This window comes from Thermotomaculum hydrothermale (assembly GCF_016592575.1).
Classification (GTDB): domain Bacteria; phylum Acidobacteriota; class Holophagae; order Thermotomaculales; family Thermotomaculaceae; genus Thermotomaculum; species Thermotomaculum hydrothermale.
Window position 1 is genome coordinate 341,846 of the sequence record NZ_AP017470.1, and the last position, 12,813, is coordinate 354,658.

A 12,813-nucleotide genomic window follows, 5' to 3' on the forward strand; every position below is an offset into this window, starting at 1 on the left:
AAATAAGTTGATAAATGGTTTTTTTCTAATGTTATAATAATCTTGAAAAAGAATAACGGAGGGATTTATGAAGTTTAACGAAAAATTACTTGAGATTATAGTTTGCCCTGAGTGCAAGGTTGAATTAAAGCTTGTTAAAGATGGAAAGGGATTGAAGTGTGAACAGTGCAAGAGGGTTTACCCTATTGATGAAAACGGCATTCCCCATCTTTTGTTAGAGGAAGCTGTTGTTGAAGAATAGGTTTTTTATTTCAGCCGTTAGAAATATAAATCTTGTTTATAAAATAAAAGATAGACTGTACGGCAACAGGTTTGAATTAAAGCTTGTAATTGAGTCTGATAAGTTGAACAAAAACGGCTTTGTTCTTGATTTTCTTGAGGTTGAGAAAATACTCAACTCTCTTGAAGAGCAACTTAAAGGTAGAACCGCAAATGAAGTTATTGAAAAAAATGACTTTGATTTCAGGGATTTTCTTCAATTTATCAAAGATTTTGTTGCCAAATACTTAAAAGATAGCCATATTGTAATAAGCGAGGTTTCTTTAACAAACAGCGAGGAAGGTTATATTGCAAGATTTGATAGTTGATTTTTTAAGAAGAACAAAAAATTTTGTTCTCCGTTATAAGATTATTATTGCATTTAGCTATGCCGGGATTTTAACTGTTTTTCTACTTTTCTCTCTCTTTTACAGGCCTGTGGTTGTTTCTGGTTCAAGCATGCTTCCTACTTTAACCAATAATGAAACTGTTTTTATTAAAAGAAATGTTGGGATTAATGATATACACAGAGGGGATATAATTGTTTTTTATTCCCCATTAGACCACAATAAACTTTTGATAAAAAGGGTAATAGCACTTCCAGATGATACTGTTGCAATAGTCAACGGTGATGTTTATGTTAATGGTAAGTTGTTGCAGGAGAATTACTTAAACGGTGTTAAAAGCCATGAGACAATTCCTCTTTTAAGGGTTCCTCCAAAAAGTTTCTTTGTTTTAGGGGACAACAGGGTGATAAGTTCAGATTCGAGGGAGTTTGGTTGTGTCAGATTTGAAAGCGTTTACGGAAAGCTTGTATTTACGGGAGAAGAGACGCCTACTAAATAAATTATCCTCTTTAGACTGTGAAAAACTTTCAGAAATTGAAAAACTAATAGATTCAAGATTTTTATTTCTGTTAAGGGAAAGCAGTGAGAGGTTTTTGAAACCTCTCTTTCAGATTCAGGGGATTAAGGCAGGTTTTAAGGATTTTTCAGGTGATACTGTTGTTATAGGAAAGAAAGAAGAGATTGATGAAGTTGAAAGAGAAAAAATCTTTAATTCTTTAAAGTCTTTAATGCCCTGGAGAAAAGGCCCTTTTTCAGTTTTTGGGATTGAAATTGACGCAGAGTGGAGAAGCTTTAGAAAGTGGAATAGGTTTAAAGATTATTTCCCTGATTTTGAGGGAAAGGTCATTTGTGATATTGGCTGCAACAACGGTTACTATATGTTTAAAACGGCAAATTATAACCCGGATTTTGTGTTAGGTATAGACCCGACAGTTCAATACTATTGCCAATTTCACACTCTTAATTCATTTGCTAAAGTTGAAAATACAAATTTTCAACTTTTGGGGGTTGAGCATATTCATCTTTTTGAAGAGATGTTTGATATTGTGTTTTTAATGGGGATAATCTATCATCACCCAAACCCTGTGGATATTTTGAAAAAAGTAAAACATTCTTTAAAGGAAGATGGATACCTTATTGTTGAATCCCAGGGGATAGAAGGGGATTTGTCTGTTGCACTGTTTCCTGAAAAGAGGTATGCAAAAGTACCGGGGACATACTTTGTGCCAACTCCATCCTGTCTTGTCAATTTCTTAAAGAGAGCAGGGTTTAAGGATGTAAATTTAATTACCTATCATAAAATGTCTTCTGAAGAGCAGAGAAAGACAGAATGGATGGTTTATCAATCTTATGAAGATTTTATTAATGAAGACAACACTTTGACTGTTGAAGGGTATCCTGCCCCAATAAGGATTTACGCTATTGCAAGGAAGTAGCTTTCTCTAATTTTAGTTTTAAAATTTTACTTTTGTCATTTTCAAGATTGATTTTTATGTTGTTGTTCCACAGCCTGTTTTGAATGTAAATCCCCTGAGTAAAGTGGATAATGTCAAGTAATTGTTTCTTTTCTAAAGTTTCAGTTTCGTCAAAAACAGTCATCTCTCCGTTTTCAAGTTTCATTAAAGAAAATGTATTGTGAAGCCCCAATGATTTGTTGAAAATCTGCCTGTCACCAAAAAAAGAAAGCCCAAGCCAGGGGTTTTTGAAGTTCTCAAATCCTAAAAGGTGAATAAGGGAAGGGGCAAGGTCAATTGAGGTTGTTTTTGCGTCAAATTTTTCAGGTAATTTATGAATGGGGTCATAGATTATGAAACAAACTCTGTCAAAGGTTGAATGGGAGACATAGTCTCCAAATGTTGCGTTGAATGGAATAGTTGGGTTGTGAGCGTGGTCTGCAGTTAAAATTACAATTGTGTTGTCTTTAAGCTTGCTTTTTTTAAACCAGTCCCAGAAAATCCCGAAGGAGTAATCAAGGTTATGGAATTGTGTTAATATCCGGTTTTGTGGGTTTAAAGGGTATTTTTTTGCATTTTTCTTTGGATTATATCCTGAATGGGTTTCAATTGTTGAGACTGCTAAAAGAAAAGGTTGATTTTGTGCTAATTTGTTTGATAAGTTTTTTACAACCTTAAATACAGTCTGGTCATCAGCACCGCAGTATTCTGGAAATCCGTTTTTGGGGCGGTACTTATCGTAAATTGAATCCTCTTCAAAGTAAGTTTTGTCAAAGCCTAAGGCAAGTATGTGAGGCTTCAAAAAGGTGTCAAAACCAGAGCTATGTGTTAGATAAACTGTATAGTATCCTTTTTCATCAAGAACATTTGCAATACTTAAAAGTTTGTTTAGCTTAATGTCATCTGATGTTATATCCCAATCGTACCAGTTAAAAGGTGGATAAAAGGAAGCCATTTGTCCCTGCAATCCTGGAATTGTGGGGTAGGTGTGGTTATAGTAATCTTTTACAACCATTGAGTTTTTTGCAAAGTTGTTAATGTTTGGGGTTAAATCTTTGTAAGTTGGATTGTAAGGGTTAAGTGTTCCTGCTGATAAGCTTTCAACAAAGAATATTATTATGTTAGGCCTTTTAACATCTCTTGTTTTAGGATATGGAAAGGGAGAGGAGTAAACAAAGTTTTTAATTAATGGATAGGTTTTTCCGTAATGGATAAAGAAACCGTAATCTTCAGCAAGTTTTTTCTCTTTCTTTGTTAAATCCTTAACCAGGTAAATATCCTTTGTTTGAAATGCAAGGTAACCTAACTTTATGAATTCCCTTACCGGTGGGTAAAAGTTTACCGAGTAATATTTTTTAAACTTAATAGATGCTGTATTGTTCATTGTAAAGTAAATAAGGATTATATTTAAAGCAAAAAGAGAACCTATTATCTTCATATAATTATTTTTGCAGTATCTTTTTGCAAGAAAATCAATAAGATAGCCTGTTAGAAAAATAATAAGAAGTGTTGAAAAAAAGATTAAAAGAGATTTTAGATTTATAACAAACCCTATATACCTTATCTGTAAAATAGGCTGGAGTTTTATGTATTCCCCTGTGAAGTACATTGCAACAAATTGTACCGGAATTATTAAAAGAAGGATAAAACGTATTGTTTTTAAAAGAATTTTAAGTTTTCTCTTTTCAACAAGTGAGCTAACTATTAAAAAGGATGCTATCAGTGAGTTTTCAATTAAAAAGAATTTCATTAAAGAGATAGTCTGCAATGATAGAATTGGTATTGCTTTGTCTGATATACAGGATGGGCACTTCCATATTGTGTACAGGTAAAATTCTCCATAGGATATAAGAAAAACAGTAAACAGGAATACTGATAAAAGTATGTAATTTTTGGTTTTTTGAAGAGATTGTTTTAAATTATCCAAGCGCCACATCCAGCACCATCATTACAGCAAAGCCAATCATTGCACCCATTGTAGACCAATCTGTTTCTGAGTTAAGTTGCGATTCAGGGATTAGTTCTTCAATTACAACATAAATCATTGCCCCTGCAGCAAAGGACAGAGCAAAAGGAAGGATTTGAATAAAAATTGTAACAAGCCAGGCACCTAAAACCCCTGCAATAGGCTCAACAATTCCCGAAGCCTGTCCATACATAAAAGCTTTAAACCTTGAAAGGTTTTCTCTTCTCAGAGGAATAGAAACAGCAGCCCCTTCAGGAAAGTTTTGAAGCCCAATTCCTATAGCAAGTGCTATTGCACCACCTATTGTTGCATTTGTTTGGTTAATAGCAGCGGCTCCAAATGCAACTCCTACTGCAAGCCCTTCTGGGATATTGTGAAGGGTAATGGCAAGTACAAGGAGAATGCTTCTCTTTAATGATGTATGTATTCCTTCAGCCTTTGAAATATCAAGCCCTAAGTGTAAATGTGGCATGATTTTATCAACAGCAAAAAGAAAGATTCCCCCTGTTAAAAAACCTGCTGCAGCAGTTAACCATGGATTTTTTCCTAACTTCTCTGACATTTCTATAGCAGGAGCTAAAAGTGACCAGAAGCTTGCTGCAATCATAACTCCCGCTGCAAAGCCTAACATAATATCAAGCACTTTCTTTTTTATTTCTTTGAAAAAGAAAACCATTGCAGCACCTAAGGCTGTAACAAACCAGGTAAACAGGGTTGCAAATAATGCCTGCATTACAGGATTATATTGGGAAATAAATCCTTCAAAATTCATTTTTATTCCCCCTTCTCCTCAAATAAACTATCTCCAGCTCTCTGCCAGAATTTGTAGAAGTAGTCAATTCCTGATGCGATTGCAACAAAAAGAACAATCCACAGGGATATAATTCCTATTTTTTTTAAAATTATGTATTTTTCACCTAATATCAGAAAAGAAATGGCAGCCATCTGCATAACTGTCTTTAATTTTCCCCAGAATGATGCCGGGATTACAATTTTGTAGGTGGTTGCTATCTGTCTTAACCCGTTAACTGCGAACTCTCTTCCTATAATAATTACCACCATCCAGGCAGGTGCAAGCTTTAATTCAACAAGTGAAATAAATGCCCCTGCAATGAGAAGTTTATCTGCTAATGGGTCTAACAGTTGCCCTAAAGCAGTAATCTGTTTTCTTTTTCTTGCAAGGTATCCGTCAAAAAAATCTGTTATGGATGCAAGCCAGAAAACAAATATGCCTATGATTTCCTTTCCCTCAATCCTTGTAAGTAAAACTACAACAAGGATAGGCACCATAAAAATTCTGAAAATTGTAAGATAGGTTGGTAAATTAATCTTTCTCCACATACTAAAATTATACACTTTTTTTGGTCAATATTGTTAATCCAGAGCAAAAAGGAAAATGTTTTATCCCGAATTCGCCGCATTCATCTTCAAACTCTATTTTTTCGTTAAAGTCTTTTCCGCAAAACTCTTCAATTGCTCTAATAACCCCTCTTTTGTTGTCCCATCCGTTTTCAAGAGAACCATCTTTTCTTTTAATAATAAAATCTATGTTTGTATCGTGAAAAAAGACCTTTGCTTTACTTGAGAGATATGGAAACCACAATTTTATCTCTTCTTTAGTGTGGGAATAAAAATGAGAGGTGTCTATGAAAAGAATATCTATCTCTGGCTTTATTCCCCTTTCTTTGCACCATTTCTCAAAGATTTTAGCAAATTCAATATCATCATATTGAACAAATAGCCATTTTTCATATTGGCTTGCATTTGAACAATCCTCTATATCAACGCTAATAAGTACTGAATTAAACTTTTTTGCAACCCTTTCAAAAACAAAGGTTGATTCTCCACCCCTTATTCCTAATTCAACTATTAAATCTGGCTTTATTGCTATGCTTTCCCTGTAAATTGTTAGAAGATGGTCATTTATGTCAGTCCTCTTTCTGCTTCTTTTTAAAATCTCTCTTTCAAAATTGTCTTGAGGCTCGATTTCTTCCTTTTCAAAAGAATGAAAAAGGTTGTATATTCTTGTATAGAGAAATGAAATTCCTCTTTTGAGAATGTTCATATCGTAGTCATCTTTGTATTTCAAGTTCAGCCTCCAGAATAAATTTTTTTCCAATAGCCTCAGGCGAGAAGTTTTGTTTATAAAATTGATAAGCTTTTTTCCCAAGTTCTTTAAGTGATTTGTTATCTAAATTATAGAGTTTTTCTATTGCCTTTGCAATTTCATCAGGGGTATTTTTACATAATATTACAAATTCTTTGTTGTTAAACAATTTTAAAGATGATTTTGTTTTTCCAGTTATAACAGGCCTTCCTGATGCCAGTGCATCATAGATTTTACACGGGATTACAATGTTTGCCCTCTCATTTTCTCCGAAAATCCCTAAAATTATATGGGATTTTTCAATATACTTTTTTAATTCTTCAGGTGGTATAAACTCATTTACAAATTGAAGGTTATTAAATTTTTCTTTCTTAAAAATGTAATCATTTTTTCCTTTGCCGATGAGTATAAATTGTACTTCTTTGTTATTTTCAAGTAATTTTACTGCATCTTTAATTTTGTCTATGCCATGTAAATTTAAAAAAGTGCCGAAGAAAAGTACTGTGAAGGGAGTTTTCTCCTCTGGATAAGGTAGGAATGAAAAGTATTTTTCGTTTTCCCCGACAGGAATTACAATAAATTTTTCCTTTTTTAAATTAAACATTTTGCAAATAAAATCCCTGTGTTCTTCAGTGTCTATAAGCACTCTGTCTGCAATTAAAAGCCCTGTTTTGTCCACAAAAAAAAGAAGTTTTGCAATCAACGATTTTTCTTTTATAACCTTTCTTTCAAAAACAAGGGATTCGTACACTGAAAAAAAGTAATCAAAAAATGTTTTAAATGTACTTCCAGTTAAAATCTGTAAAAGTTTAAACAAAAAAATCTCAACATATCCAGGAAATCCAACTACAACAATTTGAGAATTCTTAAATTCCTCAATATTTTTAAAAAAGAAAAAGATTGATTTAAGGAAGGGCAAAACTTTTTTTAGAGGTTTTTTTATCTCTTTCTCTTTGTCTTCTTTTTCCTGCCATAAGAGATATCTTATCTCTTTAAAGTTTGAAAGTGCACTTAAACCCTCAATTAATACATTTGCCCTGGGGTAACCTTCCCCTTTTGAATAATTCCCTGCATAAATTACTCTTATTTTTTCACTCATAATAATCCCTTTTCTCAATTAAATATAAATGATTTCAATAAAAAATGAAGTATTATTTTGTAAAAATTGTAAAATAATTACAAATGCTGCAAAGGAGGGTTTATGAAAAACCTGTTTATAATTACAGGCGCTTCAAGGGGAATAGGGAAGTCAATTGCCTGTGCTTTAAACAAACATTTCATTAATGAAGATAATACCTTTTTGTTAATTGCAAGAAGTAAAGATAAACTTGATGAAGTGAAAAAAAGCTTAAAAGGTGATGTTTTAAGCCTTGCCCTTGATTTAGCCGATTTAGACAAAGTAGTTGCTGTTTTTGAGGAAGAGCTAACCCGATTGGACAAGGATTTTGACAGGTGTGTTCTTATAAACAATGCAGGGATTATTAAGCCTATTGGCTTTTTGGGAAGTTTAAATCCTGAAGAAATAATAAAAAACCTGAATGTTAATTTGATTTCAGCAATGCTTTTAACCAATTCTTTTTTAAAAGTTTTCGGAAGATTAGATTGTAAAAAATTTGTAATAAACAATTCTTCCGGTGCGGGAAGAATGCCTATTGTTTGCTGGAGTGCATACTGTACATCAAAGGCGGGAATGGATATGTTTGCAAAGGTTTTAAAAGAGGAAAACTCAAATGTATATGTTTTTTCTGTTGCGCCAGGTATTGTTGAAACAGATATGCAAAAGGACATACGCTCAACCCCTGAAAGTGATTTCCCTCTAATTGAGGAGTTTATTAATTTTCAAAAAGCAAGTGTTCTTAAAAGTCCAGAAGAAACAGGGGAAGAATTTGTAAAGTTGATAAAACATCCTGATAAATTTGAAACAATTGTTTCTTTTTAAGGTAAAAATAAATTGAAAATATTAATAGGGGGAATTTGTATGAAAAGAGTTTTTGTTTTGTTGCTAATGTTTTTTCTGCTACCTGTTATGGCAGACAATGTGGTAGAGCTATCAAAGAAGGCTGACAAGTATAAGGGAAAGTACGATTATGTTTTTCTCATTCAAAAAACATATGTAAAGGTAAAACAAAGCGGGGCATCAACCGTTAATGAAGAAAAGGCAGTAAAGGTTTTAAGCGAGAAGGGGGCTAAAAAATTCTATACTGTGTCAATGTTTTTTGATCCTCTTACCTCAGAGATTAAGGTTTTAGATGCTTACATATTGAGAAAAGATGGGAAAAAGAAGAGTATTGATTTAAAAAAGGTGGTTCAATATCCTCAGCCTGCAAGATGGATTTACTGGCCAAACACAAGGGTTTCAATACCCTTTGGATTGTTAAACCCTGGAGATATTGTTGTTTACAAAATCCAGAGGCAGGGTTTTTCCTATGCTTTATTAGAGAACAAAGTAAAGGGAAGTTCCTCTAAGTTTGAACCGCCTATGAAGGGAGAGTTTTACGATATAGTAAATTTTCAGGGATTTGTTCCTATCCTTGAAAAGGAGTATTCAATTGAGTTGCCTGAGAAAAAGAATATTCAATTTAAGTATTTTAAAGGTGAGGTGACCCCTATTGCAGAGTTTACAGACTACGGAATGAAGTACACTTTTAAAAAATCTGATATTGAACCAATAAAAAGAGAACCTTATATGGGCGAAATTTCTGATGTTTGCCAAAAGTTGCTTATTTCAACCACACATTCCTGGAAAGACAAGTCTGAATGGTTTTACAAGATAAATGAGAATTTTGCTTTTCATGTTACCCCTGAAATAAAGAAAAAGGTTGATGAGATAATTAAGGGAGCAAAGACAGATGAAGAAAAGATAGACAGACTTAACCACTGGGTTGCCCATTACATTAGGTATTCAGGGCTATCAATGGGTAAGGGCGAAGGATATACCCTTCACCCTTCAGAGATGACTTTCAGGGACAGGCAGGGAGTATGCAAGGACAAAGCTGGAATGCTTATAACCTTTTTAAGGGCAGCAGGTTTTGATGCCTATCCTGCTATGACAATGGCAGGGGCGAGGATTGAAGATTTCCCGGCAGATTTTTTTAACCACTGTGTTGTTGCTTTAAGGGAGAAGGATGGAAAGTTCAGGATGCTTGACCCAACCTGGGTTCCATGGGTGAGGGAAGAGTGGTCATCAGCAGAGCAGGAGCAGCAGTATTTGATAGGCTACAAAGAAGGACAGTCATTGAGAACAACCCCTTATTCTCCCCCGGAAAAACACTATTACAAACTCTCATCAAAGGCAAGGATTGATAAAAAGGGAAAATGTGTGGTTTCAATTAAGTTAGAGGCTGAAGGCCAGACTGATGCCAGACTTAGAAGGTATATGCAGGGTGTTGAGGACAATAGCGGAGAAAATTATATAAAAAGGATTGTTTTTAGATCTTTCCCGCAAGCTATTATTAAAAAGGTTAAATTTCAAAACCCCTACGATATCTCAAAGCACATGAAAATTGAGCTTGTTTTTGAAGTACCTGATTTTGCCTTTGTTAAAGGTGATAGGTATATTTTAAAATCACCTGCACTTTCATACCTTTTAAACGATTTTGCCAATTATTACCTTGCTCACTTGGATGTTTCTGCAAAGGAAAGGAAATATCCTGTTCACACAAGATGCACAAAATTAATAAAGGTGGATGAAGAGATATACCTACCAGTTAAAATTGATAAAGATAAATCAAAAATTCCTGAACACTTTGAATATAAAGGGAAGTTTGCGGATGCATCAATTAATTTTAAAGCTGAAAATAATACTATTTACCAGACAATGACAGTTTCACTTAAAAAAAGGGTTTATCCTGCAAAAGCATGGAAGGATTTAAAAACAGTTGTAGGAGAAGTCCAGAAGTTAGGCAAGGGTTTTATTGAAGTTGAGGGAGGTAAGTAATGAAAAGGATAGGGATTTTAATAATACTTTTTTTCGGGTTTACTCTCTTTGCCTCTCAGGTTGAAATTGTTAATAAAAAAATTGATATACACGTTTTAAAAGATGGAAGAGTGATTGAACATGTTTATGAAAAGATTAAAATAAACGGCTTTACTGGAATGAGAAGGGCAGGAGAGTGGTTTTTTACCTACAATCCTGAATATACAGAGGTTAAAGTCTTAAAATCTGTAACTCATAACTCAGAGGGAAAGGTTATTCCATCACCTGAAAACGCAATTTTAGACTTTTCTCCCTATTCAGTTGAAAATGCACCTGATTTTTCTCACATAAGGGAAAAGATTGTCTCTCACACAGGGCTTGAGCCTAATTGTGTTGTAGAATTTGAGTATGAAATAAGGGACAAAATTCCTCACAGGCTTGTTGTTTTCAAGGATTTGAGAGATAGGTTTCCTGTTAAAAGACTTGAAGTAAGTATTGTTGATAACAGGCATTGTGCGTTGTTTTCAAACAAATTAAGTTTAAATGGGGAAGGAAATTTTGTTGTTAAAAATATTGTTCCTATTCATACAAATGAAACAGGAGAGGGTTATTATGAACACACTCCCTATATTGCAATAATTATTAGGGACCCATTTAAATATATGAAAGGCTATCTTAGTTCTCTTGATAATTCTAACTTTGATAATGTAATTAAGTTAATGGGAGTTGAAAACCTGTCAGGAAAGAGGTTTATGTACTCAGTATTTGATTTTGTTGAAAACAGACTGAATACAATTCCCCTTAGTGGTACTACTCAAAATTATAAATGCAGAGATTTTGAGGAGATTGTTAAATCAGGCTATGCAACTAATTTTGAAAAACCTGTGCTTGTTTACTGGTTATTGAAAAACAGGGGATTAAATCCAGAATTTTTAATTTCAGGGTTTGTTTTTGAGAAAACTCTATTAAATGTACAGGATTTAGGTGTAAAAATTGATGGAATTATATGGCCTTTTAGAAGAGGGGCAATGCCTTTTTACAACCTTGACAGGCAAAAGGTATTTTCCAAAACATTAAAGGCAAAGTTGTCTGTTAATGCAGAGCAGGATGATAATGGATTTTCAGGAAAGTATTATTTTGAAGGTAACGAGTCGATTAACTTTGCTTTATCTGGCTTAAACAAAAAATCCGACAGAATAGTTGAAAAAACAAATGGCTTTGTTGTTAAAGAGGGTGAAGTTGACGGTAAGATTGAGGATAAAATTAAATTTTCAAAATGGATTTTAAACTCATTGCCTGTTGATTTTAATTATTTTGTTTACTATAACTTTGTTGAAATTGCATATCCAATAGAATTTATTGAAAATTACACTATAAAGTTTTCAAAACCTGTAAACGCTGTTTTCCGTTCAAAGGAAGTAAGAAACAAAGCAGGGGTTTGTAAGATTGATTACGCAGTTAACGGCGATGTTTTAAAGGTTAAAAGAGAAATTTATTTAAAGCCTGGTTTTTATGAGGGTAAGGATTTAGAAACTTTGAGAAAACTTTTAATCCCCCTTGCTTCAGATAGTTATAACCTTATTTTCTTAAAGTGATTTTATATTCTCCGCAGCAGCGCCACAATTTCAAAGTGGGCTGTTGCGGGGAAATTGTCTATAAGGGTAATTCTCTCAAGCGTGTATTCTTTTGAAAGATAAAAATAATCCCGTGCAAAGGTTGATGCATTGCATGAGATATAGATAATTTTTTCTGGCTTAATTTTTAAAACCTTTTCAACAACAATTTTTGATAACCCCTCTCTTGGTGGGTCAACCACAACGGCATTATAGTTTTTAGTTTCAAAATCCTCTGATTTTGTTTTAAAACTTTTTATGTTTTTAATGTTATTTTCCACAATGCTTTTATTCATTGTCTTTACAGCGTCTTTTGATGTTTCATAGGCAAATACTTTTTCGTAATTGAAAGATAGAGGGATTGTGAAAAGCCCGCTTCCTGCATACAATTCAAGAAGGCTTTCTCCATTGCCGGCATATTCTAAAACTTTTTTTACAAAATCCTTTAAAAGAAATCTATTTGCCTGAATAAAGTTTCCTGTTTTGTGGAAGAGAATGTAATTTCCGAAATTAAGTTTAAAAATTTCTCCAAATTCCCCTTTTTTGTAGACAGAAACCTCTTCTTTAAAAGGGTGGCATTCTATGAAAAAATGGCCATTAAATCTATTTTTTGTTTTTTTTAATGTTTGGTTGACTATTTCAGGGGATTGTAAACATCTTTCAATTTCAACAATTTTATGACTTTTTTTTCTGTAAAAGCCAACCCTGTCTCCTTTTACCTTGTACCCTGTTTTTATCCTGTAACCGTTTCTTTCTTTATAAATTAACTCTATTTTGTTTTCATCTACTTTTGTTTTTCCTATTCTATTTAGTGTATCTATTAGCATCTGTTTTTTTAATTCAATTTCAAAGTTGTATGTACAGAATCTAAAATCACAACCGCCACAATCTGTGTATTGACAGTCATTTTTAACTCTGTATTTTGAAGGGGTAAGAATTGAGATTAATTTTCCTGTATAGAAATGCTTTCCGTCAATTAGTTCAACTTCAACTTCCTCACCTGGTAAAACTCCATCAACAAAAACCACTTTTCCTTCAACTCTTGATAAGCCTTTCCCACCAAATACAATTTTCTCTATTTTTAATGTTTTTCTATTTTTCATAGCAATAAAAAAACCCCGAGAAACTCGGGGTTTACATTTGAGTAAAAAA

Annotated in this window: 13 protein-coding genes; 7 read left to right on the forward strand and 6 right to left on the reverse strand. The window is 33.4% G+C overall.

All coding sequences use genetic code 11. The annotated features are described in order from the left end of the window. Window positions 1-67: 67 nt before the first annotated feature. Genes TTHT_RS01555 through cmoB form a run of 4 tightly spaced genes read left to right on the forward strand, consistent with a single transcriptional unit; the run spans window position 68 to window position 2,041 of the window. Window positions 68-241 carry a Trm112 family protein gene (locus TTHT_RS01555; protein WP_201328284.1) on the forward strand — a complete coding sequence of 58 codons (174 nt, stop codon included), beginning with the start codon at window positions 68-70 and terminating at the stop codon, window positions 239-241. Then, window positions 231-587 (forward strand): 6-carboxytetrahydropterin synthase, encoded by a 357-nt coding sequence (locus tag TTHT_RS01560; RefSeq protein ID WP_201328285.1) that lies wholly within the window; start codon window positions 231-233, stop codon window positions 585-587. The genes TTHT_RS01555 and TTHT_RS01560 overlap by 11 nt, the downstream gene beginning before the upstream one ends. Further along, a complete protein-coding gene (gene lepB, locus TTHT_RS01565) occupies window positions 568-1,104 on the forward strand; it encodes a signal peptidase I (protein ID WP_201328286.1) in 537 nt (178 codons plus the stop codon). Before TTHT_RS01560 ends, lepB begins: the two co-directional genes overlap by 20 nt. After that, on the forward strand, window positions 1,040-2,041 hold the full coding sequence (cmoB, locus tag TTHT_RS01570; RefSeq protein ID WP_201328287.1) for a tRNA 5-methoxyuridine(34)/uridine 5-oxyacetic acid(34) synthase CmoB: 1,002 nt from the start codon (window positions 1,040-1,042) through the stop codon (window positions 2,039-2,041). Before lepB ends, cmoB begins: the two co-directional genes overlap by 65 nt. Here cmoB and TTHT_RS01575 read toward each other — a convergent pair. From TTHT_RS01575 to TTHT_RS01595, 5 genes are read right to left on the reverse strand one after another with little or no spacing between them, the layout of a single operon-like run. Continuing rightward, window positions 2,025-3,986, reverse strand: a complete 1,962-nt coding sequence (locus TTHT_RS01575) for an LTA synthase family protein (protein WP_201328288.1) — start codon at window positions 3,984-3,986, stop codon at window positions 2,025-2,027. The genes cmoB and TTHT_RS01575 overlap by 17 nt on opposite strands. Further along, window positions 3,979-4,797, reverse strand: coding sequence for a ZIP family metal transporter (locus TTHT_RS01580; RefSeq protein WP_201328289.1), 819 nt, complete (start codon window positions 4,795-4,797; stop codon window positions 3,979-3,981). The genes TTHT_RS01575 and TTHT_RS01580 overlap by 8 nt, the downstream gene beginning before the upstream one ends. Window positions 4,798-4,799: 2 nt before the next feature. Continuing rightward, window positions 4,800-5,366 carry a CDP-diacylglycerol--glycerol-3-phosphate 3-phosphatidyltransferase gene (pgsA, locus tag TTHT_RS01585; protein WP_201328290.1) on the reverse strand — a complete coding sequence of 189 codons (567 nt, stop codon included), beginning with the start codon at window positions 5,364-5,366 and terminating at the stop codon, window positions 4,800-4,802. 7 nt (window positions 5,367-5,373) lie between these two features. Next, window positions 5,374-6,114, reverse strand: coding sequence for a class I SAM-dependent methyltransferase (locus tag TTHT_RS01590; RefSeq protein WP_201328291.1), 741 nt, complete (start codon window positions 6,112-6,114; stop codon window positions 5,374-5,376). Then, window positions 6,098-7,231 carry a glycosyltransferase gene (locus TTHT_RS01595; RefSeq protein ID WP_201328292.1) on the reverse strand — a complete coding sequence of 378 codons (1,134 nt, stop codon included), beginning with the start codon at window positions 7,229-7,231 and terminating at the stop codon, window positions 6,098-6,100. Before TTHT_RS01595 ends, TTHT_RS01590 begins: the two co-directional genes overlap by 17 nt. 102 nt (window positions 7,232-7,333) lie before the next feature. On the opposite strand from TTHT_RS01595, the gene TTHT_RS01600 reads away from it, so the two are divergent. From TTHT_RS01600 to TTHT_RS01610, 3 genes are read left to right on the forward strand one after another with little or no spacing between them, the layout of a single operon-like run. After that, window positions 7,334-8,071, forward strand: coding sequence for an SDR family NAD(P)-dependent oxidoreductase (locus TTHT_RS01600; RefSeq protein WP_201328293.1), 738 nt, complete (start codon window positions 7,334-7,336; stop codon window positions 8,069-8,071). A 39-nt stretch (window positions 8,072-8,110) separates the two neighbouring features. After that, window positions 8,111-10,069, forward strand: a complete 1,959-nt coding sequence (locus TTHT_RS01605) for a DUF3857 domain-containing transglutaminase family protein (protein ID WP_201328294.1) — start codon at window positions 8,111-8,113, stop codon at window positions 10,067-10,069. Further along, entirely contained in the window at window positions 10,069-11,643 is a 1,575-nt protein-coding gene (locus tag TTHT_RS01610) for a DUF3857 domain-containing protein (protein ID WP_201328295.1), read from the forward strand. Before TTHT_RS01605 ends, TTHT_RS01610 begins: the two co-directional genes overlap by 1 nt. Window positions 11,644-11,645: 2 nt before the next feature. Here TTHT_RS01610 and TTHT_RS01615 read toward each other — a convergent pair whose 3' ends face one another. Beyond that, window positions 11,646-12,764, reverse strand: coding sequence for a class I SAM-dependent RNA methyltransferase (locus tag TTHT_RS01615; RefSeq protein WP_201328296.1), 1,119 nt, complete (start codon window positions 12,762-12,764; stop codon window positions 11,646-11,648). Window positions 12,765-12,813 lie beyond the last annotated feature (49 nt).